Below are 22,198 nucleotides of genomic sequence, written 5' to 3' on the forward strand. Positions count from 1 at the left end.
GGCGTCAGGTCAGTACGGCGCGGGCGTCGAGGGCGAGGGCGCCGTCCGGGCGGACGAGCAGCGGATTGACCTCGATCTCGGTGATCTCGGGGTGGGCGGCGGCGAGCGTGGTGAGGCGCTCGATGACGGCTGCCGCGGCTGCGAGGTCGACCGCGGGCCGGCCGCGGACTCCCTTGAGGAGCGCGGCGGTCCGCAGCCCGGCCAACAGCTGTTCGGCGCGGGCCGCCGGGACGGGTGCCAGGGCGAAGGCGACGTCGTGCAGTGCCTCGGTGAGCACCCCGCCGAGGCCGACCATGGCGACCGGACCGAACCGGGGGTCGCGGTTCACCCCCACGATCAGTTCGACACCGTCCGTCAGATCGGCCATCGCCTCGACCGAGTAGGAAGCGGCGCCGAGCCGGGCGTGCATCTCCCGGAAGGCGGTGACGAGCGCCGGCCGGTCCGGCAGCCCCAGGGCAACACCGCCGGCGTCCGACTTGTGCAGGAGGTGGAGGGCCTTGAGGACGTAGGGCCCCGGGAACGCGTCGGCGGCGGCGCACAACTGGGCTTCGTCGGTGATCTCACCGGCCTCGGGGAACGGCACTCCGGCGGCGCTCAGCAGGGTGCGGACGCTGTGGTAGCCGGGGTCGCGCAGCGGCGCGGCGGCCGGGGGCAGCCGGCGGACGCCGGGCGGGCCGGCGGCCTCGGCCGCGGTCACGGCCGCCAGCGCGCGGGCCGCGTCCTCGGTGGACGCGAACACCGGTATGCCCGCCTCGACCAGCGTCCGGCAGCTGGGGGCTTCCGGGAACATCGACTGCACCACCAGGGGTTTGGCGGTGCGCGCCGCATGGACGGTCATCTGCTGTGCGGTCTCCAGCTCGCCCGCGGCGAGCGCGCTCCCGCCGCCGGCGGTGCCGCTCTCGGCCGACGGCCCGCCCAGGCCCCCGGTCGCCGCCGAGTAACCGCCGAAGTACCCGGTCAACATGACGGAGTCGACCTCGTCCAGGGCGAGCAGGGCACCGACGGTGTCCCCGTAGGAGTGCGGGTTCTGCTCCCCCATCCCGGCCAGGTCGACGGGGTTGCCCACCGCGGACTGTTCCCACAGCAGCGTCCTGAGGCGTTGCTGTGCGGCGGGCCCGAGTTCGGGCACGGCCAGCCCGGCGGCTTCGGCGGCGTCGGCGGCGATGGCTCCGTGGCCGCCGCCGTCCGTACAGACCGCGGTGCGGTGTCCGGTGGCGCGCCGCCCCCCGTTCAGCGCGGCGAGGACGACGGTCATCTCGTGGGGTGTGGCGACCAGTTCGACGCCCGCGTCGCGACAGGCGGCGGCCACGACATCGGCGGAGGTGGTCAGGGCGCCGGTGTGCGACTGCGCGCTGCGCGCGGAGGCGGCGCCCCGCCCGGCGGTGAGCAGGACCACCGGTTTGCCCGCGGCGGCGGCCGCCTCGGCGAAGGCCCGGCCGTCGCCGAAGTCCTCCGCGTAGACGGCGATGGCCCGGGTGGCGTCGTGCCGGGCGGCGTCCTCGACGAGGTCGACGAGGGTGACGTCGGCCTGGTTGCCCAGCGAGACGAAGCGGGAGAATCCCAAACCGTGCGGGGCGCAGCGGAGTTGGAGTTCGAGCGCGAGGTTGCCGCTCTGGCTCAGCAGGGCGATGCCGCCGGGCGCGAAGCGGTCCGAGGCGAGATAGAGCTCGGTGGTGTTGTCGGCGATGCCGAGGCAGTTCGGGCCGACGAGGACGGCGCCGGCGGCGCGTACCCGGTCGGCGATCGCCTGTTGGCGGGCCAGCCCGAGGGGGCCGGTCTCGGCGAAGCCGGCGGTGATGCCGACGATGGCGCGGGCGCCGCAGGCCAGCGCGTCGTCGACGGCGGCCTCGAAGCCGGGGCCCGGTACGGAGATCACCACGAGTTCGACCGGTTCGCCGATCCCGGCGAGCGAGGTGGCCGTGGTGCGCCCGAGGACCGTGCCGCCCCGGCGGTTGACGAGGTGGACGGGGCGGCGGTCGGGTGCCCGCAGCGCCTGGGCGGCGACCGCATGGCCGTACTTCGCCGGGTCGTCACTGGCACCGACCACCGCGACCGACTTCGGGTCGAACAGGGCCGACAGATCACGTCCCATGGTCACCTCTCCCACCGGAGCGCGGAGTTGGGGCAGGCCTCGGCGGCGGCGCGGGCGGCATCCTCGGAGGCGCCCGGCACGGGGTCGGCGACGACGGCGGCGTAGCCCCATTCGTCGAGGTCGATGAGGTTCGGTGCGGGTTCCTGGCACAGGCCGTAGCCCTGGCAGCGGGTGGCGTCGAGACGGAGTTTCACGGTGGTCGTCCTTTCAGCGGGAGGCGGGGGCGGTGCGCGGGCGGGGCACGGCAGGGTGGGCGACGTGCGGGACGGGCACGGTGAGCCGGCCGGCGTCGGCGGGGGCGGCACAGCCCGGGCAGGGGGCGTCGAGGTGCGAGCGGACCAGGTCGGGAAAGGCGCGCAGGAGGCTGCCGGCCGTGCCCGCCGCGGCGTCGAGCAGTCCGCAGGCGCCGCGGCCGGGCAGTGCGGTGGACCAGCGGTGCATCCGGGTGAGGAGGTCGGGGTCGGCCGTGCCGGTGGTCAGGGCGCCGACGGCGTCGTGGAGGGAGCCGGTGCCCGCGACGCAGATGCCGCACTGCCGTGCGCTCTCGGCGGCGAGATGGGCGAGGACGGCGGCGGCGAGGGACACCGGGCACTCGTCCGGGGCGAGGAAGCGGATCGCCCCGCAGCCCAGTGCCGTGCCCGCGGCCGCGAGGGTGTCGGGGTCCAGTGCGAGGTCGAGTTGGCCAGGGCCGATCAGCCCGCCGAAGAGGCCGCCCATGAGGGCGCCGGCCGGCTCGGGGATGCCCTGGGCCCGCGCCAGGGTCCGCAGGGTGCAGCCGTAGGGCACCTCGGCGAGCAGGGGTTCGGCGCCGCTGCCCGCGAGCGTCACGAGGGTGGCGCGGGCCGTGCGGTGCCGGCGGTCCGGCTGTGCCGCGATGAGCGCGATACGGGCCAGGGTCTCGACGTTGGCGACGAAGGTCGGTGCGCCGCCGACGCCCTGTTGGTAGGGGCGGGGTGGTTTGGCGGTGGGGAGGGCGGGGCCGCCGTTGATCCGGCGGACCACGGCGGTCTCCTCCCCCGCGACATAGGTGTGCGGGGTCTCGACGACATCGCACGGCAGCTGAGGTGCCCGTTCGGCGAGCGCACGGCGGATCCGTTCGCCCGCCACGGTGTCGGAGACGTAGACATAGCCGCGTTCCGCACCGGTGATCTCCGCGGCCCGCGCCAGCCCGTCCAGGACCAGATGCGGGCGGGCCCGCAGCAGCCAGCGGTCCTTGACGGAGCCGGGCTCGCCTTCCTCACCGTTGGCCACGACGACGGGGCGGGGCCCGGCGTCACGGACGGCGCGCAGTTTCGCGGCGGTGGGGTAGCCGGCGCCGCCTCGTCCGCGCAGGCCGTCGGCGATCCGGTCGAGGAGCTCCGCCGCTCCGATCGCCTTGCGGTAGCCGCCGGTGGCCGCGTAGGCCCCGGCGTTCTCGGTCACGCCCGGTGCCGAGCCGAGCACGGAGGGGGTCCCCTGCGGTGTCAGGGAGTCGATCCCGGTCATCCTCGGTCTCCGTCCGGTGAGGTGGTGCGCAGGCTGCGCACCGCGCTTTCCAGGGCGCTGCGGTCCGCGGCCGTGCGGTCGTACCCCGGTCCGGGGAGGCCGATCAGCATGCGGTGGTGGTCGAGCACGACCTCTCCGGCACGGAGTGCGGCCCGGCGGTCGCCGGGGCGGGTACGGCCGGCGACCGCGGTCACCAGGTCCGTCACCTCCGCGAGATAGCGGAGCCAGCCGTGCTGGGTGCCGTGCAGGATCAGGCGCTCGACGCGGCGCCGTTCGGCCTCGGTCGCCTCCGCGGGGGCGTCCGTCACCCGCCGCGCCGCGGTGCGCAGGGCCGCGACGGTGACGGGCAGTTCCCGTTCGGGTTCGGGGGTGAGCCCGAGCCAGATCAGGTTCCGACGACCGCTCATGCGTGCCTCCGGGGAGAGGAGTGGGTGCCGGCACGGGTCGGGTCAGGGCAGCTGGGTGTGGGGCGTTGCCGTGGCTCGGTGCCGGGGTGAGGTGCCGTTGCGGGGGTGCGGCCGAAGGGTCGGGGCGCAACGCGCCCGCTCGCTTCCGGGATCCGTGCGGCGGAGCGCCGGAGCAGCGATACGACTACGCTAACTAATCAATTAGTCAGGACACAAGTCTTGACTTCGTTGAAACCCGCCAGCAATCTGACTGACCAATTAGTCAGCACGGATCCGGTGCGCCGGTTCAGGGACTTTCCACCGCGCCCTGCCGCCCCGGCCCCCATCACCCGTGCGGCATGGAGGAGTGACCCGATGCACCCCGAAGCCACCACGGCACCGCCGAAACAGGATGTTCCCGGGCCGGCACTGGCCGCCCGCTACTACACCGACCCGGCCACGGCCACCGCCGAGACACGGCACATCTTCGCCAAGTCCTGGCAGCTCGTGTGCCATGAGTCCGATCTCCCCGGCCCCGGTGCCCGGCTCGCCGCCACCGTCGCCGACCGCGAGGTACTGGTCGTCCGCACCGAGGACGGCACCCTGGCCGGGCATCTCAATGTGTGCCGGCACCGCGGCACACGGCTGGTCGCGGCCCCCGAAGCCTCCGGCAAGGCCATCCGCTGCCCGTATCACGGCTGGACGTACAAGCTCGACGGACGGCTGGTCGGTGCGCCCGAAGCACGGCAGATCCCCTGCCTGGACAAGCCCGCGCTCGGACTCTTCCCGGTCCGGGTCGAATCGTTCCTTGGGTTCGTCTTCGCCAACCTCGATCCGGATGCCGTGCCGCTGGCGGAGCAGTGCGCCGGACTGGCGGAGGCCGTCGGCCACTACGCGGGGGCCGATCTGGTGCCGGTCGGACGCAGCCGCATTTACGATCTGGCCGGCGCGGACGTACAGGAAGCCAACTGGAAGGTCGCGGTCGACAACTACCTGGAGGGCTATCACGTCCCGGTCGCCCACCCCGGGCTGATGCGCCTGCTCGACTACCAGGGCTACACCAGCGAGATCGACGAGTCCTATGTCCTCTTCGCCTCGCCGCTGCGCGACAAGCCGTCCTCGAACTGGGCCGAGCGGCTCTACCAGCGCCTCGCGTCCCCAATGCCGGGTCTGAACGAGGCCGACCGGCGAATCTGGCGGTACGCGGTGATCTACCCCAACACACTCATCGACTTCTACCCCGACCATGTGCTTGCCTGGACCGCCATACCGACGGCGGTCGACCGGGTAGCCGTCCCCGGCGCTTTCTACACGCGCCGCGGGACGAGTCCACGGACCCGGCTCGCGCGCCGGCTCAACATCCACATCGGCTGGATCACCAATGACGAAGACGTCGAATTGGTGTCCCGGGTACAGAAAGGCCTCGGCACCCCGGGCTTCGAGCCGGGCCCCCTGTCCCGCCGGGAAGCCGCGGTCGGCTGGTTCGCCGACCGGGTGCGCACCGACCTCGGTGGCACCATGCGCTGACACCCACCGGTGAGACAGCGCCATGAGCCGTCCCCCTCGGCGCGCGACGCCCCGCGCCACGGCTGACAGGTCCCGCACGGAGGACAGGGCTTCCGTGCATCCGTGACCGCTCCCTGAAGCAGCGCTCATCCCCTACGGAGAGGACCCCATGTCCCCCGAGGAACCCCCACCTCCGTCCCGGCGCGCGTTCCTGCGCTCGGGCGCGGCCGCGGCGCTCGGTCTCACCCTGGCCGGATGCGGCTTTCTGCCGGAGGACCGTAACGCCTTCGGCGACCCGGACCAGCCGATCGACGTCAAGGTGGACGGCGACCTGGTGTATTTCAACTGGGCGGACTTCGTCGCCCCGGCCGTCTTCGACGGATTCGAGAAGGAGTACGGCGTCAAGGTCATCCAGTCGAACTTCGACTCGATGGAGGGCATGGCCGCCAAGCTCAACGCCGGGAACCGCTACGACATCATCTTTCCCACCGCGAAATGGGCACAGCGGCTGGCCGACGGCCGGCGGCTGCGCCGTATCGACCACTCCCGGCTGCACCACGCCGACGCGGTGTTCGGCCGGTACCGCTACTTCGCCGACCCCTGGTACGACCGCCGCTCCGCGCATACCGTCCCGTTCACCATGTACAAGACGGGCATCGGCTGGCGGAAGGACCGGATAGGCGACGACCTGGCCGGCTCCTGGGGCGACCTGTGGAACGCCCGGGCCAAGGGACAGGTCTTCGTGCTCGACGACCGCGACGAGGTGCTCGGCATGGCCGCGCTCAAACTCGGCCTGGACATCGACACCTCCGACGAGCACGACCTCGCCCGTATCACCACCACGCTGCAGAGCCTCCGCCCCCGGCTGCGCGGCTTCTCCAGCGACAGCTACAACAACCTGCTCAACGGCAACGCGGTGATGACCCAGGCCTGGAGCGGGGACATGGCCGCCATGCTCGGACAGGCCAAGGACCCGTCCGTGCTCGGCTTCGAAGTCGCCCGGGAAGGCGCGCCGATCAACTCGGACTGCTACGCGATCCCCTCCAACGCCCGCCATCCCGGCACGGCGATGCTCTTCATCGACTACATGCTCAGACCCGAGAACGTACGGAAGAACATCCAGTACATCGGCTACCCCATGCCGGTCGGCGGCAGCGAGGACGTCTACGCCTCGATCGTGAAGCCGTTCCCGCAGTGCCTGGTCGCCCCCGATGAGCTCAAGGCCCATCTCTTCTTCCGTAATGCGTCCTCGAGGGGCGAGCAGGCCCGCGATACCGCCTGGACCCACGTGAAAGCCGGCTGACATGGCACAACGCACCCCCTCCGGGGCACTCCGGGACCGGCGCGGGCGCTCCGCGTCCGGCACCCGGCTGTGGACCTGGCTCATGCTCCCCGGCACCTTGTGGATGACCGGGTTCCTCATCGCCTCCCTGATCCTCGTGGCCACCCTGGCTCTGGGCACCACCGACCCCCTCGGCAACCCGCGGTTCGGGTTCAACTTCGACAACATCGCGGCGATGGCCGACCCGGCGTATCGCATCGTGCTGCTGCGCTCGCTGGGCTTCGCGCTGATCGCCTGCGTCGTCTGCCTGATCGTGGCCTACCCGGTCGCCTACACCATCGCCCTGCACGGCGGGCGGTTCAAGAATCTGCTGATCGCCGCGATCGTCGTGCCGTTCTTCGCCAACTACCTGGTGCGGATGTACGGCTGGTCGGTGGTGCTGTCCGACGGCGGCCCGGTGCTGAAGGCGCTGCGCGCGGTCGGACTCGCCGATGCACATACCAAGATCCTGCAGAGCGGGGTCGGCGTCATCGCCGGGCTCGTCTACGGCTTCATCGTCTTCATGATCATCCCGCTGTACGCGGCGCTGGAGCGGATGGACCTCTCGCTGATCGAGGCGGGGCGTGACCTGTACGGAGGGCCCTTGCGGACCTTCTTCTTCGTCACCCTCCCGGCGACCCGGCAGGGCGCCGCCGCGGGCGCCGTCCTGGTCTTCCTGCCCGCCATGGGCGACTTCGTGAGTGCCCAGCTGATGGGCGGCCCGGACCAGATCATGATCGGCAATCTGATCCAGGACAAGTTCTTCCAGGGCCAGAACTGGCCGCTCGGCTCCGCCCTCACCATGCTGATGATGGCGGTGCTCTTCATCGGGATGCTCGGCTATCTGCGGCGCACCCGCAAGGACGAGGCGGAGGCCGCCCGATGATGCTCCGTAACCCGCACCGCCGGCACCGCCGCGGCACCGACCGCAGACCACGGCTCGCCCTCACGGTCACCACGCTCTTCTTCCTCCTGCTCTACCTCCCCATCGGCGTGGTGGTCCTCTTCTCCTTCAACGGCCAGAAGTCCCTCACCGTCTTCAAGGGCTTCAGCCTCCGCTGGTACTCCGCCTTCTTCCACGACAACGTGCTGATCGAGTCGCTCGGCATGAGCCTGCGGGTCTCCCTGGTGGCCATGGCGGGGTCGGTGATCCTGGGAGTGGCGCTGGCCCTCGGCCTGGTGCGCTGCCGCACCCGGCTCGGCTCGCTGGCCGGCCTGATCATGCTGGTCCCGCTGATCACCCCGGAGATCGTCACCGGTGTCGCCGCGATGCTGCTCTTCAAGGGCATGGACGTCACCCTCTCCTCCGGCACCGTGATGCTCGCGGAAATCACCTTCTCCATCTCCTATGTGACGGTGATCCTGCGCTCGCGGATCGCCGCCCTCAACCCGGAGGTCGAGGAGGCCGCGATGGACCTGGGCGCCACCCGCTGGCAGGCCTTGCGGCTGGTCACCCTGCCCGCTCTGCTGCCCAGCATCCTGGCCTCGGCGGTCCTGGTCTTCGCCCTCGTCTTCGACGACTTCGTGCTGGCCTACTTCACCACCGGCGTGGACCCACAGCCGCTGTCCGTACGCATCTACTCGGCGATCCGGTTCGGCGTGCAGCCCACCATCAACGCGGTCGGCACGCTGATGCTCGTCGGTTCCATCGGCCTCATCGGTCTCGCCCTGGCCATCCCGCGTCTGTTCGGCCGCCGCGGTGGCCTCGATCTGCTCTCCGGGAAGTGACACCCATGACCTCCTCCGACGCCCCCTCCGCCGGTGCGGCCCCGGCCGGCGCCGCGCCCGCCGTCCGGCTCGACAACATCAGCAAGAACTACGGCGGGTCCTACGCGGTGCAGGATCTCAGCCTGGACATCGCTCCCGGCGAGTTCTTCTCCCTGCTGGGCCCGTCCGGCTGCGGCAAGACCACCTCGCTGCGGATGATCGGCGGCTTCACCGACCCCACCGCGGGCACCATCCTTCTCAGCGGGGAGGACGTGACCGCGCTCCCGCCGGACAAGCGCAACGTCAATACCGTCTTCCAGAGTTACGCCCTCTTCGACCACCTCTCGGTGGCCGACAATGTGGCCTTCGGCCTCAAGCGCAAGGGCGTCGCCCGGACCGAGATCCGCGAGCGGGTCGGCGCCATGCTCGACCGGGTGCAACTCGGCGGTCTCGGCAGCCGCAAGCCCGGCACGCTCTCCGGCGGTCAGCGCCAGCGGGTGGCCCTGGCTCGCGCCCTGGTCAACCGGCCGCAGGTGCTGCTGCTCGACGAGCCGCTGGCCGCGCTCGACCTCAAACTCCGGCGGCGGATGCAGGTCGAACTCAAGCAGATCCAGCGCGAGGTCGGTATCACCTTCGTCTTCGTCACCCATGACCAGGACGAGGCGCTGACCATGTCGGACCGGGTGGCGGTGATGAACGAGGGCCACGTGGAGCAGTGCGGCACACCGGAGGACGTCTACGAACGCCCCGCGAGCCGCTTCGTGGCGTCCTTCATGGGGACCTCCAACCTGGTCCCCGGCACCTACCGCGACGGGCAGGTCGTACTCGACTGCGGCCCCGCTCTGCCGGTCGGCAAGCGCAGCGGCGTCGCGGACGGCAGCAGCGTCAGTCTGTCGATACGGCCGGAGAAGATCTGGCTCTCCGACTTCGAACCGGGCATGGCGATGGTGCAGGGCGTGGTCCGGGAGACCGTCTACTCCGGGCCCACCACCACCTATCTGATCGAACTCGCCCCCGGCGTCACCGTGTCCGTTCTGGAGCAGAACACCGACCGCTCGCGCATGGAGGACCGCTGGAGCGGCGGCGAGAGCGTGGAGATCGGCTGGCAGCCCGAGCACTGCCTGGTCCTGGACTAGGGGTCCGATGGATCAGCCCTGTGGCGGGGGCCGCACCGGCCCCCGCCCCGCCGGCCAGACCTGGTGCGCACGCCCTCAGCCGCCCACCGACAACGAAGGAACGCCCCCATGAACCACGATGTCATCGTGCTCGGTGCCGGCCTCGCCGGGCTCGCCGCGGCACGGGACCTGAACGCGGCCGGCGCCGACGTCCTCGTCCTCGAAGCCCGCGACCGGGTCGGCGGACGCGTCGAGCAGGCCGTGCTGCCCGACGGCCGGCTGGTCCAGCTCGGCGGCGAGGTGGTCGGCCGGGCCCACACCGCCTATCTCGCCCTGGCCGCGGAGCTCGGCCTGACCCTCATTCCCAGCTATGTCGCCGAGCCCGGACGGATGGCTCGGGCCACCGCGGAAGGGGTCTCGGCCGGCGACCCGCCGCACTGGTTCGGCCCCGGTGACGAGGCCTGCCACCGCAAGGTCACCGACACCTTCGTCGCGCTGGCACGGACCGTGGACCCGCAGGACCCGTGGTCCCATCCGCACGCGGCGACTCTGGACCGCCTGTCGGTCGGCGCCTGGCTGCGCGGCGAAGGCGCGAGCCCGGCCGTCGTGCGGCTCTGGGAGATCGGCCAACTCGCCCTGGCCAGCGGTTCCTACGAACGCACCTCCCTGCTCGCCTCACTGCGCAAGCACGCCGCGGTCCCCGGTGACGACCCCTACGCCTACGAGGACTGGGAGGGCCTGCGGGTGGCCGAGGGCTCGGCGACCGTGGCGCTGCGCATGGCCGCGGAACTCGGCCGGCGCATCCGGCTCGAAGCGGCCGTCGAGGAGGTGGCGGTGCGGCCGGGAGGCTGCCGGGTGCGGCTGGCAGACGGGGAGACCCTGACGGCGCATGCCGTGGTCAGCGCCCTGCCGGTCGGACCGCTCCGCTCGGTCGCCCTCACCGGCGTCTCCGAGGCCCGGCTCGCCTCGCTGCACCGCCAGCGGCAGGCCGTCGCGGCCAAGTTCGCCGCCGCCTACGACAAACCCTTCTGGCGCAGCCTGGACCTCAACGGCCTCTCCGAATGTGAGGGCGTGCTCGGCAGCACCTGGCCGCAGAGCGAGGGCATCCTCTCCGCGCTGATCCCTCCCGAGCGCTACGGCGTCCTGCTGGGCATGCCCGCCGCGGTCCGCGACCACGAGCTGCTCTCGGACGTGGCCCGGCTCTACGGCGCAGAGGCCCTCCAGCCGTTCACGTCGTATCTGCGGTTGTGGGGCACCGACCCCTGGACCCAGGGGTACGTCACGCAGTGGAACCCCGGCGATGTCATGGCGGTCGGTCCGCTGCACGGCTCCCACGAACCGCCCTTCTATGTCTGCGGTTCCGACCAGTGGGTCGCCGGCTATATGGAGGGCGCGGTGCGCACCGGCCGCGGCGCGGCACAGGAGGTGCTCCGCCATGGCTGAGTACGTCACGTCCGCCCCGGTCCGCAACCACCTCGCGGGGACGGACCGCCCGGCGGCCTCCGGCGCGACGATGGACCTGGTCAACCCCGCCACCGGTGAGGTGCACCGCAGTGCCCCGCGCTCCGGCCCGTCCGACACGGATGTGGCCTGCAGCGCGGCGGAGGCCGCCCTCGACCGCTGGTCGCTGACCACTCCCGCCGAGCGGCAGCGGGCGCTGCTGCGGATCGCCGACGCGATCGAGGAGCAGGCCGACGCCCTGGTGGCCGCCGAGGTCGGGGACACCGGCAAGCCGCCGGAGCAGTACCGGACCGAGGAACTGCCCGCGGTCGTCGACACCTTCCGCTATTTCGCGGGGGCGGCACGCAATCTGCCGGGGGCGGCCGCCGCCGAGTACACCGAGGGCCGCACCTCGGTGCTGCGCCGCGAACCGGTCGGGGTCTGCGCCCAGATCACCCCCTGGAACTACCCGCTGATGATGGCCGCATGGAAGGTCGCCCCGGCGCTCGCGGCAGGCAACACCACCGTCCTCAAGCCCGCCGACACCACCCCGTCCTCCGCCGTGCTGCTGGCCCGGATCGCCGCGGAGCATCTGCCGCCCGGCGTGCTCAATGTGATCTGCGGTGACCGCGACACCGGGCGGTCCCTGACCGCGCACCCGGTGCCCCGTCTCGTCGCCGTCACCGGCAGTGTCCGGGCCGGGCGGGAGATCGCCGCCACCGCAGCGGCGGACCTGAAGCGGGTGCATCTGGAACTGGGCGGGAACGCCCCGGTCCTCGTCCATGAGGACGTGGACGTCGAGAGCACCGCGGCCGAACTCGCGGCCGTGGCGTACTACAACGCCGGACAGGACTGCACCGCTCCCACCCGGTTTCTGGTGCACCACCGCCGCTACGACGCCTTCGTGGCCGCGTTCGCTGCGGCCGCGCACCGGCTGCGGACCGGGCCGCCCGACGAGCCGGCCGCCGACTACGGCCCCCTCAACAGCGCGGCCCAACGGGACTCCGTACAGGCCTTGTTGAGCCGTCTGCCGCACCATGCCGAAGTGGTGACGGGAGGGACGGCACCGGCGCGGCCCGGCTGGTTCCACTCCCCCACCCTCGTTGCGGGGGTGCGCCAGAGCGACGAGATCGTGCAGGAGGAGATCTTCGGCCCGGTCGTCACGGTGCAGTCCTTCACCGACGAGGCCGAGGCCCTCCGGCTGGCGAACGGGGTCCGGTTCGGTCTGGCGGCGAGCGTGTGGACCGGCGACCACGAGCGTGCCATGCGGGCCACCCGCGCCCTGCACACCGGGATCGTCTGGGTGAACACCCATGGCACCACGGTGTCGGAGATGCCGCACGGCGGCGTCAAGCACTCCGGTTACGGCAGCGATCTGTCCCTCGCGGGCCTGTTGGACTACACCCAGGTCAAGCACGTCATGCTGTGAGGCGGCGGCTCCCGGGCGCGGCCGTGCCCGGGAGCGCGGTGCCGCGTCACGCGGCGCTCACGTATCCGCCGGTCCGGGCTCCGTACCGGCGTCGTGGGCGGCTGCGGGTACCTTTTCCTGAGCACCCGTCAGATCCCGGGCCAGTGCGACGCGGGAGAGCAGCATGGCGCCCCACAGGACCAGCGCGACGCCCAGGCATTCGGGAACCAGCCACCAGCCGGTCCGTACCCGTTCGTCGTAGAGGGTGACCCCCAGCGACAGGCTGACCAGCGCGTCTCCGAGGGTGAGGACGGGCTGCGAGGCGGTCAGCGGGCCCGACTGCATGGCGTTTTCCAGGAGGAAGAGGGCCATGACTCCGACGGCGGCGAAGCCATAGGTCTGCCACGCGGTGAAGAACGCGGCGGGGCCGCCGGTCTGCCAGGCGTGGGTGGCGTCCTTCATCAGCGCCGCGGTGAGTGCGTAGGCGACCGCCGTCGCCCCGGCGAAGCAGGCCGCCCGTACGCCGCCCGCTCCCCGGCGGAGCGCGGCGCCGACCGCCGTGGCGATCACCGCGGCGCAGACCACGAGGGCGAGCACCCAGCGGCTGAACGGGGCATGGTCGGTGCCGATGGTGGGCGCGGCGGCCGCGAGGGCGCAGCCGAGTCCGACGACGAGCAGTACCACGCCCGTCCATCCGCCGCGGGAGATCCGTCCGCCGAGGAGGACCCGTCCGATGAGCAGGGCGAGGGGCAGTTCGAGGACGAAGAGGGGCTGTACCACCGACAGCGCTCCTTGCGACAGCGCCAGCGCCTGGAAGCAGGCGGCGGCGACGACCGCGAGCATCCCGCCGAGCCAGACGGCACGGTGCAGCAGATCGACGAGCAGCCCGAGGCGCAGCCCGGCGGACAGCGGGACCGTACGGGCCGCGCGTCGCTGCAGCACCGTGGCCAGTGCGTTGCTGGCTGCCGCGAGCAACGCGAACAGTACGGCCGGCCACGTGGCCACGCACCCACCTCCTCGTCGGCCACCCGGACACCGGGGCGGGGTCCGCCCGCCGGTGGCCGGGCGGTGCGGGGCGGGGCGGCGCCGTACCGGGCTTCGACGCTATCCGGAGGGCGGCGCGGACGGCCCGGCGACACGGACGCCGGACGGCCGCATTCGCTGGGCCGGACGGCAGCAGCCGGGGTGGCGGAGGCGCTGCGTCAGGCATGCCGGGGGCGCTTCGAGGGGTGGCGGGTGGCGGCGCCCTGGGTGGCAGATCTTGCCGCGGCAGTGCCGGACCCGCAGGTCACGGCCGCGGTCCGGGCGGCGGAAGGTGGCGCAATACTGCGGCAACACCACTGGCCGGATCTCATCGGTATGGTCCACCGCATGCCAGCCGAACGCACCCGCCAGCACACGACTCCGGTAGCGGCCGCGCGCCGTCGCCGGCTCCGCGCGGACCGCGCCCGGCAGCTCGCCGACCTGCTGCGCCACCAGGTGCTCGGGGGCTGCTTCCCCGAGGGCGTGCTGCCGCACGAGGAGGTGATCGGCGCGGACTACGGCGTGTCCCGCAACACCGTCCGCCAGGCCCTCGACCTGCTGCGTGCCGAACAGCTCGTGGCGCGCCAGCCGGGTGTGGGCACGGTGGTGGTGGGCCAGAAGTACCCGCATGCGCTCGACCGGCTGATGGGGCTCGCCGAGACCCTGCACTCGCACGGCCGGGTCACCAACGAGGTCCGCACCATCAGCCCGGTCGCCGCACCGGCCCCGGTGGCGGACCGGCTGCGGATCCCGCCGCGCAGCGAGGTGCTCTATGTGGAACGGCTGCGCCGACTCGACGGCCTGCCCCTCTCCCTGGACCTCACCTATATCCCGATGGACATCGGGCTGCCCCTGCTCGACGCCGATCTGGAGAACAACGACGTGTTCCGGCTGATCGAGGCGACCGCCGGACAGCCCCTGGGCACCGCCGAGATCACCCTGGAGGCCGTCAACGCCGATGCGCATTCGGCCGCTGTACTGGAAGCCCCGCGCGGCACGGCCGTGCTGATGCTCGAACGTCTCACCCATCTTGCCGACGGCACCCCCGTCGACCTGGAGTTCATCCGCTTCCGCGGTGACCGGCTCACCATGCGGGGCCTGCTGCACCGCACTGTCTGAGCCCCCTCGCCCGCTCCTGTCCTCCCCGACCGCTCCCCCTGCCCCGCCATGCCCTGGAGACCGCCATGCCTCTTGCGTCCCAACGCGCCGACGTGCCCGTGACCATCGACGAGTCCAAGTGCATCGACGGCTGCACGCTGTGCGTCGACATGTGCCCGCTGGACTCGCTCGCCATCGACCCGGCGAGCAACAAGGCGTACATGCACGTCGACGAGTGCTGGTACTGCGGTCCGTGCGCCGCACGCTGTCCCACCGGTGCGGTCACGGTCAACATGCCCTATTTGTTGCGATGAGAGGCCCCCGTTCATGAGCTCCCGATTCACGGGCTCCCCGTTCGTGCCGTCCCCGTCCCCCGTCCGGCGCGCGCCGGCCCCTTCTTCCGCCGCACCGCGGGCCGCGCGCCGCAGGGCGCTCGCCGCGGCGCTCTCCGCCGCCGTGCTGGCGGCCTCGCTCAGTGGCTGCGGCACCACAGCGGACGCCTCGGACGGCAAGACCGTCACCGTGACCGTCGGCTACCAGTCCAAGACCATCAACACCGTCACCGCCGGTACGCTGCTGCGCTCGCTGGGCTTCTTCGAACGTGCGCTGCGCGCCCAGGGCAGGCGCGACGGAAAGACGTACAAGGTGCGGTGGCAGGACTACGCGACCGGTGCGCCGATCACCGCGCAGATGGTCGCCGGGAAGGTCGACATCGGCTCGATGGGCGACTTCCCGCTGCTGATCAACGCCGCCCGCGGCAGCCAGCTGCACGCCCCGACCCGGCTGGTGTCCGTCACCGGCTACAACCTGCGCGGGGCGCTCAACACCATTGTCACCAAGCCCGGTTCCCCCCTGCGCTCGCTGGCGGACCTGCGCGGCAAGAAGGTCTCCAGCAGTGTCGGTTCGGCCTCCGACGGCACTCTCGTACGGGCCCTGCAGCGGGCCGGGATCGACCCGGAACAGGACATCCACAAGCTCAACCAGCAGCCGGCCGTGGGTGCCTCGGCGCTCCAGTCGGGCAGCACGGACGCCCTCTCCCAGTTCGTGGCCTGGCCGGGGCTGCTCGCCTTCCAGGGCAAGGCGCAGGCTCTCTATGACGGCGGCGCGCTCGGCCTGCCCACCTTTCACGGGGTGACCGTACGGGACTCTTTCGCCGCACAGCGCCCCGCCGTGGTGCGGGCGTTCCTCACCGCACAGCGGGAGGCGACGCGCCATCTGCAGGCCCACCCGGTCGATGCCGCCCAGCAGGTCGCCAAGGCCACCGGGCTGCCGCCCGAGGTGGTCTACCTCTACAACGGCTCCGGCGGCGTCGCCACCTTCGACCCCACCCTCAAGCCGCAGCTGATCGCCGCGCTGAAGAAGGATGTGGCGGTGCTGCGGGCGGCCAAGCTGACCGGGCCAGTCAATGTTGACTCCTTTGTCAATGACCGTTACGTCAAGCAGAGTTACGGCAGCGGGTACGCCAAGGCCCGGAGCAGCACCGCGCACCCGTCGTCCGACGAGGTGTGGCTGCGCGGCGAGGACCGTACCCACTCCTTCACCGGCCCGGAGGCCCTGCTGCGGTTCGCCGCCACCCATCACGACACGGTGCGGGCCGCGTATGTGGCCGATGCGACGACCGGCACCCGCTGGTTCGCCGACAAGTCGGTCTGGGTCCACGACGGCGCACGGCTGCTGCCCTTCGCCACCCGCGCCACCGCCGACGCCTGGACGCGGCACCACCACGGTGCGCGCACCCTCAGCTACGCCGCCGCCCTGAAGCAGGCCCGGTGAGCGCGCCCACCGCCACGGCGGCCCGTACGGGACGGGCGGGCTCGCGCCGATGGACCTGGACCCGCCGTGCCCGGCGCACCGCAGCGGTCCTCGCGGCGCTCGCGGTATGGCAGTTGCTCGCCCAGTTCCGGGTGAACCTGTGGCTGCGGTTCTCCCAGTTCCCGACCGTCACCGAGACGGCTCAGGAGTTCGGCCGCCGGCTCGGCACCGCCGCCTACTGGCAGGACGTCTCCGACAGCGTGACCCGGATCGTCGGCGGCTTCGCCCTCGCGGCGATTCTCGGCGTCGCCGTCGGCACCGCCGTCGCCCGCTCCCCGCTCGCCTCCGATCTCCTCGGCCCGCTGCTCGAAGTGCTGCGCCCCATACCGGCGATCGCGCTGGTGCCGGTGGCGATCCTGCTGTTCCCCAGCAATGAGCAGGGCATCGTCTTCATCACCTTCGCCGCGGCGTTCTTCCCGGTCACGGTCTCCACCCGGCACGCGGTACGGGCGCTGACACCCGTCTGGGAGGAGGCGGTGCGCACCATGGGCGGGGGCCGGTGGCGGGTACTGCGGTCGGTGGTGCTGCCGGGGGCCTTGCCCGGCATCCTCGGCGGGCTGTCGGTGGGGATCGGTGTCTCGTGGATCTGTGTGATCTCCGCCGAGATGATCTCCGGCGAGTACGGCGTGGGCTACCGGACCTGGCAGGACTACACCATCGTCGACTACCCGGGGGTGTTCGTCGGCATGGCCACCATCGGTCTGCTCGGCCGGTTCACCGCCACGGCGGTGGAACTGCTGGGGCGGCGGTTGACCCGCTGGCTGCCGCGGACCGCGGACGACTCGCCTCCGTCCACGGCCGGCCGCGGCCGGTGGCGGACGGGCCGGGCGGCGATCGGGGAGTCCTCATGACCCGTACCGAGATCACCGCGGCGGCCCCGGCACAGGAACCCGCCCCGGGCCTCCGGCTGACCCTGGACGAGGCCGCACTGGGCCGGCCCGGCGCCCCCGTTCTGGACGGCCTGGACCTCGATGTCGCCCCGGGTGAGATCCTCACCGTCGTCGGACCGTCCGGCTGCGGCAAGTCCACCCTGCTGCGCACCCTGGCAGGTCTGCTGCCGCTGCTCGGCGGCCGGCTGAGCCAGGACGGCGAGCCGGTCGAGGGGCCCGCCGCCGACCGTGCGCTGATCTTCCAGGAGGACGCGCTGCTGCCCTGGCGCACCCTGCGGGCCAACGTGGAACTCCCGCTGGCCATCCGGGGCGTGGCACGCGCGGAGCGCCGGACGCGGGCGGACGACTGGCTGGCCCGGGTCGGACTGACCGAGCATGCCGCACACCTGCCGCACCACGTCTCCGGCGGCCAGCGGCAGCGCACCCAGCTGGCCCGCGCGCTGGCCGGACGGCCGCGTGCGGTCCTGATGGACGAGCCGTTCGGGGCGCTCGATGCGCAGACCCGGGCGGGGATGCAGCAGTTGCTGGTGACGGCGCTGCGCGGCACCGGCGCCACCGTCGTCTTCGTCACCCACGACGTGGACGAGGCGCTGTTCCTGGGCGACCGGGTCGCGCTGCTGGGCACCGGCCGGGTGCTGGACGTACCCCGGCCTCGCACCCGCGCGGCGCACGCCGAGCCGGCGACGGTCGCACTGCGCCGCGAGGTCCTCGCCTCCCTGGGCGACCGGCCCGTCCCCTGACCTGGCCGGTCAACCGGAATGACCCGAAACATCTGACCGACGAGACCGGCGCGTCATACGACGTGACCCGGCGACCGAAAGGCACCGCCATGCCGCACGGCACCGCCCTGGAGGGCACGGAAGCCATGGAGATCCCCTCCCTCGACGCCGCCGAGGAGCTGTCCTGCGACGTCCTCGTGATCGGCGGCGGCACCGCCGGGACCATGGCGGCGCTCACCGCTGCCGAACACGGCGCCGCCGTCCTGCTGTTGGAGAAGGCGCACGTCCGTCACTCCGGTGCGCTCGCCATGGGCATGGACGGGGTCAACAACGCCGTCGTCCCGGGCCGCGCGGAACCCGACGACTATGTCGCCGAGATCACCCGCGCCAACGACGGCATCGTCGACCAGTCCACCGTCCGCCAGACCGCGACCCGCGGCTCCGCGATGGTGCAGCGGCTGGAGTCGTACGGCGTGAAGTTCGAGAAGGATGAGCACGGTGAGTACGCGGTGCGCCAGGTGCACCGCTCCGGCTCGTATGTGCTGCCGATGCCGGAGGGCAAGGACGTCAAGAAGGTCCTCTACCGGCAGCTGCGCCGCCGGGAGATGCGGGAGCGGATCCGCATCGAGAACCGGATCATGCCGGTGCGGGTGCTGACATCCGGCGGCCGGGCGGTCGGCGCGGCCGGCTTCCACACCCGCACCGGGCAGTTCGTCACGGTCCGGGCCGGCGCGGTGATCCTCGCCACCGGCGCCTGCGGCCGCCTCGGCCTGCCCGCCTCCGGCTATCTCTACGGCACGTACGAGAACCCCACCAACGCGGGTGACGGTTACGCCATGGCGTATCACGCGGGCGCCGAACTGACCGGCATCGAGTGCTTCCAGATCAATCCGCTGATCAAGGATTACAACGGCCCGGCCTGCGCCTATGTCGCCAACCCCTTCGGCGGCTACCAGGTCAACCGGCACGGCGAGCGGTTCGTGGAATCCGACTACTGGTCGGGGCAGATGATGGCGGAGTTCGCGGCCGAGGTCGCCTCCGAACGCGGTCCGGTCTATCTGAAGCTGAGTCACCTACCGGAGGAGTCCGTCTCCGCGCTGGAGACGATCCTGCACACCACCGAGCGCCCCACCCGCGGCACCTTCCACGCCGGGCGCGGCCACGACTACCGCACCCACGACGTGGAGATGCACATCTCCGAGATCGGCCTGTGCGGCGGGCACTCGGCGTCGGGCGTACGCGTCGACGACCACGCCCGCACCACCGTGCCGGGGCTGTATGCGGCGGGTGACCTGGCCTGTGTCCCGCACAACTACATGATCGGCGCCTTCGTCTTCGGCGACCTGGCGGGCGCGGACGCGGCCCCGTACCGGGCGTACGAGGGCGAGTTGCCCGCCGACCAGCTGCGTGCGGCCCACGAACTGGTCTACCGTCCGCTGCGCAACCCCGACGGCCCGCCGCAGCCCCAGGTCGAGTACAAGCTCCGCCGCTTCGTCAACGACTATGTCGCCCCGCCCAAGAGCGGCGCCCGCCTGTCGCTGGCCGTCGAGCACTTCGAGCGGATGCACGCCGATATCGCCGGCATGGGCGCCCGCACCCCGCACGAGCTGATGCGCTGCGCCGAGGTCAGCTTCATCCGCGACTGCGCCGAGATGGCCGCCCGCTCGTCGCTGGCCCGCACCGAGTCCCGCTGGGGCCTCTACCACGAGCGCACGGACCACCCGAAGAGCAATGACGACGACTGGCTGCACCATCTCGATCTGTGCAAATCAGCCACCGGCGCGATGGAGTTCACGGCCCGCCCGGTGGCGCCGTATCTCGTCCCGGTCGACGAGTACGCCCCCGTGGGCGGCATCCCCCGGTTCCTCGGCGAGGTCCACCCGGAGCAGGTCGCCACGGCGGGGCGGACGGATACGCCGCCGGTGGGGTCCGCGGGCGGGGCGGAAGGGGAAGGTGCCGGGGCGACGAACGACGCGTTGCCCGGCGCGGGCACCCCGGCCACGCCCCCGCCGGGGACCGCTTCCGCGCCCGGCCCGTCCCCCCGCATCCTCGAACTCCTCGCCCTCACCGAGGACCAGCCGGACCTCCCCACGCTGCGCCCCTACCTCTCCGACCCCGACCCGGCCGTCCGCCGCGCCGCCGTCGATGCCCTCACCGAAAGCGTCCCGCCCGGAACGGGCCCGGCCCTCGCCGCCACCCTCGCCGACCCCGACCCGGCCGTACGAGCCGCCGCCGGCGCCTCGCTGCGGGAGCTGATCGAGGTCCTGACACCGGAACCCGACCTGCGTACGCCGCTGGCCGCCGCCCTTGACGGACCCGACGCCGTCGTCCGCTCGGCGGCCGTGGAGGTGCTGCGCGCGCTCCGCCTCGGTGACCGGGCCCTCTTCGCCGGCGCGCTCACCGACCCCGCGGTGGAGGTACGGGTCCAGGCCGTCCGCGCCCTGGTCTCCGTCGACGCCTCCGACGCCCTGCAACATGCCACAGCGGATCCCTCCCGCGAGGTCAGGGTGGCTGCCGCGCACGGCCTCGGCACGGTCGGCGGCCCCGACGACCTGGCGGTGCTGCTGCGCGACGAGGACCTCCTCGTACGGGCCGCGGCGCTCGCGGCGCTGGCCACCACCGGCTGCCCGCCGCCGTACGACACGGCGGCCGTCGCGGCGCTCGACGACCCGGCCTGGCAGGTCCGGGCCGGTGCCGCCACGGCCCTGGCCGCCGCCGACCCCGAACGCGCCGTGTCCGCGCTGCGCTCGGCGCTCGCCGACGGGCACGCGGATGTGCGCAAGGCAGGGGTCCTGGCCCTGCGTGCGCACTCCGGTCGCGCGGATGTCCGCCAGGCCTGGGCCGCGGTCGCCGACGACCCGGACGCCGATGTCCGCGCGTACGCCCGGCTCGCATCGAAGGAGTGACACACCTTCGGGCCGCCCGGGGAGGCCGCCGGCCGTGGGCTGCGGGCCGAGGACGCCCTGCGGGCGACCCGCCCGCATCGCCCGACCACCGAAGCCCACTGTATAAATCTCCCTGAAACAGGCATATTCCTGCTATCCGACATGGACGGCTGGTCAGGAACCTCTATGCCCTCTTTCTCCTCGCGATGGCCCCGATACGTCGAGTTCGCCCCGAGCGTCCTGGTCGCCGGAGGGCTCGTCTGGGACGCGTTCTCGCCGGCGGACTACTGGGGAGACCCGATGCTGACGGCGGCCAGCGTGACGGCCGGCGCACTGCTCTCGCTACGGCACACCCTGGCGATCGGCGCCGCCATCGTCGTGGGCGTCTTCGCGCTGACCGTGAAGGACGGCACCGCCGACAACCTCGAGGGCCATCTGGAGCTCATCAACACCCTCTTCGCCGCGTTCATGGGCATCGGGGTCAATCGGGTGATCGCCCGTCACGGACGCCATCTGGATGTCGTCCGTTCGGTGGCGGAGGCCGCCCAGCGTGCCGTGCTGCCCGCGCCGCCGGAACGTATCGGCCGGCTGACCATCGCCGCCCGCTACCAGGCCGCGCAGAGCGAGGCCCGGATCGGCGGGGACGCCTATGCCGTCCAGCGGACCCCGTTCGGTGTCCGGCTGATGATCGCCGATGTGCGGGGCAAGGGACTCGGGGCGGTGAGCGCGGTATCGGTGCTGCTCGGCGCGTTCCGTGAGGCCGCCGAGCAGGAGCCCGACCTGGCGGCGCTGGCCGACCGGATGGAGCACGCGCTGCTGCGGGAGAGCGAGCACACCTCCGAGGAAAACCGGCTCGAAGGCTTCATCACGGCCCTGATCTGCGAAATCCTCCCGCGGGCCGCGGGCCTGCGGCTGCTGAACTGCGGCCACCCCGCGCCCTACCTCTGCCAAGACGACGAGGTACGCGCGCTGGAGGTCGACGATCCGGGCCTTCCCCTGGGGATGGGTGCCCTGGGCACGGCCCGGACCGCGCCCACCGACTGGCCGTTCCCGGCGGGCAGCACCCTGTTGCTGGTGACCGACGGGGTGACGGAGGCCCGGGACCGTACCGGAACCTTCTACGACCCCGCGGCCCAACTGGCGGGCCACGGCCCGTTCCGGGGGCCCCGGGAGGTGATCGACCGCCTGGTGGGGGACGTCGAGCGCTGGACCGGCGGGCCGCGCGACGACGATATGGCGGTCCTCGCCGTCACCCGGCAGGCGGAGGGCCGCAGAAGGCTCAGCCATAGTGAGAGCAGCGCCGAACGCTGA

The 22,198-nt window shown here is 72.5% G+C and carries 19 protein-coding genes; 14 read left to right on the forward strand and 5 right to left on the reverse strand.

Features of this window, described 5'->3' with window-relative positions:
- Positions 1 to 4: 4 nt before the first annotated feature.
- Genes ACGFWI_RS06935 through ACGFWI_RS06950 form a run of 4 tightly spaced genes read right to left on the reverse strand, consistent with a single transcriptional unit; the run spans position 5 to position 3,984 of the window.
- Positions 5 to 2,092 (reverse strand): acetate--CoA ligase family protein, encoded by a 2,088-nt coding sequence (locus ACGFWI_RS06935; protein ID WP_393904866.1) that lies wholly within the window; start codon positions 2,090 to 2,092, stop codon positions 5 to 7.
- Positions 2,093 to 2,094: 2 nt separating this feature from the next.
- Positions 2,095 to 2,286 (reverse strand): ferredoxin, encoded by a 192-nt coding sequence (locus ACGFWI_RS06940; RefSeq protein WP_393904867.1) that lies wholly within the window; start codon positions 2,284 to 2,286, stop codon positions 2,095 to 2,097.
- A 13-nt stretch (positions 2,287 to 2,299) separates the two neighbouring features.
- A complete protein-coding gene (locus ACGFWI_RS06945; protein ID WP_393904868.1) occupies positions 2,300 to 3,577 on the reverse strand; it encodes an NADH-ubiquinone oxidoreductase-F iron-sulfur binding region domain-containing protein in 1,278 nt (425 codons plus the stop codon).
- Positions 3,574 to 3,984 carry a hypothetical protein gene (locus tag ACGFWI_RS06950; protein ID WP_393904869.1) on the reverse strand — a complete coding sequence of 137 codons (411 nt, stop codon included), beginning with the start codon at positions 3,982 to 3,984 and terminating at the stop codon, positions 3,574 to 3,576. The genes ACGFWI_RS06945 and ACGFWI_RS06950 overlap by 4 nt, the downstream gene beginning before the upstream one ends.
- Before the next feature lie 354 nt (positions 3,985 to 4,338).
- Here ACGFWI_RS06950 and ACGFWI_RS06955 point away from each other — a divergent pair, with 354 nt between their 5' ends.
- The 7 genes from ACGFWI_RS06955 to ACGFWI_RS06985 all read left to right on the forward strand — a co-directional run bounded on the left by ACGFWI_RS06955 (position 4,339) and on the right by ACGFWI_RS06985 (position 12,481).
- The gene (locus ACGFWI_RS06955) at positions 4,339 to 5,490 is read left to right on the forward strand and encodes an aromatic ring-hydroxylating dioxygenase subunit alpha (RefSeq protein ID WP_393904870.1); all 1,152 of its coding nucleotides are present in this window, start codon (positions 4,339 to 4,341) and stop codon (positions 5,488 to 5,490) included.
- A gap of 148 nt (positions 5,491 to 5,638) precedes the next feature.
- Positions 5,639 to 6,772, forward strand: a complete 1,134-nt coding sequence (locus ACGFWI_RS06960) for a spermidine/putrescine ABC transporter substrate-binding protein (protein ID WP_393904871.1) — start codon at positions 5,639 to 5,641, stop codon at positions 6,770 to 6,772.
- Position 6,773: 1 nt separating this feature from the next.
- Positions 6,774 to 7,676 (forward strand): ABC transporter permease, encoded by a 903-nt coding sequence (locus ACGFWI_RS06965; RefSeq protein ID WP_393904872.1) that lies wholly within the window; start codon positions 6,774 to 6,776, stop codon positions 7,674 to 7,676.
- A complete protein-coding gene (locus ACGFWI_RS06970) occupies positions 7,673 to 8,518 on the forward strand; it encodes an ABC transporter permease (protein WP_393904873.1) in 846 nt (281 codons plus the stop codon). The genes ACGFWI_RS06965 and ACGFWI_RS06970 overlap by 4 nt, the downstream gene beginning before the upstream one ends.
- A 5-nt stretch (positions 8,519 to 8,523) precedes the next feature.
- The gene (locus ACGFWI_RS06975) at positions 8,524 to 9,633 is read left to right on the forward strand and encodes an ABC transporter ATP-binding protein (protein ID WP_393904874.1); all 1,110 of its coding nucleotides are present in this window, start codon (positions 8,524 to 8,526) and stop codon (positions 9,631 to 9,633) included.
- 108 nt (positions 9,634 to 9,741) lie between these two features.
- On the forward strand, positions 9,742 to 11,055 hold the full coding sequence (locus ACGFWI_RS06980; protein ID WP_393904875.1) for a flavin monoamine oxidase family protein: 1,314 nt from the start codon (positions 9,742 to 9,744) through the stop codon (positions 11,053 to 11,055).
- Positions 11,048 to 12,481, forward strand: coding sequence for an aminobutyraldehyde dehydrogenase (locus tag ACGFWI_RS06985; RefSeq protein ID WP_393904876.1), 1,434 nt, complete (start codon positions 11,048 to 11,050; stop codon positions 12,479 to 12,481). Before ACGFWI_RS06980 ends, ACGFWI_RS06985 begins: the two co-directional genes overlap by 8 nt.
- Positions 12,482 to 12,538: 57 nt before the next feature.
- Here ACGFWI_RS06985 and ACGFWI_RS06990 read toward each other — a convergent pair whose 3' ends face one another.
- The gene (locus ACGFWI_RS06990; RefSeq protein ID WP_393904877.1) at positions 12,539 to 13,465 is read right to left on the reverse strand and encodes a DMT family transporter; all 927 of its coding nucleotides are present in this window, start codon (positions 13,463 to 13,465) and stop codon (positions 12,539 to 12,541) included.
- A gap of 366 nt (positions 13,466 to 13,831) precedes the next feature.
- Here ACGFWI_RS06990 and ACGFWI_RS06995 point away from each other — a divergent pair, with 366 nt between their 5' ends.
- The 7 genes from ACGFWI_RS06995 (at position 13,832) to ACGFWI_RS07025 (ending at position 22,198) form a co-directional block, all read left to right on the forward strand.
- Entirely contained in the window at positions 13,832 to 14,602 is a 771-nt protein-coding gene (locus ACGFWI_RS06995; RefSeq protein WP_393904878.1) for a GntR family transcriptional regulator, read from the forward strand.
- Positions 14,603 to 14,667: 65 nt separating this feature from the next.
- Positions 14,668 to 14,895 (forward strand): ferredoxin family protein, encoded by a 228-nt coding sequence (locus ACGFWI_RS07000; RefSeq protein ID WP_393904879.1) that lies wholly within the window; start codon positions 14,668 to 14,670, stop codon positions 14,893 to 14,895.
- A gap of 13 nt (positions 14,896 to 14,908) precedes the next feature.
- Positions 14,909 to 16,354 (forward strand): ABC transporter substrate-binding protein, encoded by a 1,446-nt coding sequence (locus tag ACGFWI_RS07005; protein ID WP_393904880.1) that lies wholly within the window; start codon positions 14,909 to 14,911, stop codon positions 16,352 to 16,354.
- On the forward strand, positions 16,351 to 17,244 hold the full coding sequence (locus tag ACGFWI_RS07010) for an ABC transporter permease (RefSeq protein ID WP_393904881.1): 894 nt from the start codon (positions 16,351 to 16,353) through the stop codon (positions 17,242 to 17,244). The genes ACGFWI_RS07005 and ACGFWI_RS07010 overlap by 4 nt, the downstream gene beginning before the upstream one ends.
- Complete coding sequence (locus ACGFWI_RS07015) at positions 17,241 to 18,023, forward strand: ABC transporter ATP-binding protein (protein ID WP_393904882.1); 783 nt, start codon at positions 17,241 to 17,243, stop codon at positions 18,021 to 18,023. Before ACGFWI_RS07010 ends, ACGFWI_RS07015 begins: the two co-directional genes overlap by 4 nt.
- Positions 18,024 to 18,148: 125 nt before the next feature.
- Entirely contained in the window at positions 18,149 to 20,908 is a 2,760-nt protein-coding gene (locus ACGFWI_RS07020; protein ID WP_393904954.1) for a fumarate reductase/succinate dehydrogenase flavoprotein subunit, read from the forward strand.
- A 165-nt stretch (positions 20,909 to 21,073) separates the two neighbouring features.
- Positions 21,074 to 22,198, forward strand: a complete 1,125-nt coding sequence (locus ACGFWI_RS07025; protein WP_393904883.1) for a PP2C family protein-serine/threonine phosphatase — start codon at positions 21,074 to 21,076, stop codon at positions 22,196 to 22,198.

The sequence above is a fragment of the Streptomyces sp. NPDC048434 genome (genome assembly GCF_043200375.1).
In the GTDB taxonomy this organism is placed as follows: Bacteria; Actinomycetota; Actinomycetes; order Streptomycetales; family Streptomycetaceae; genus Streptomyces.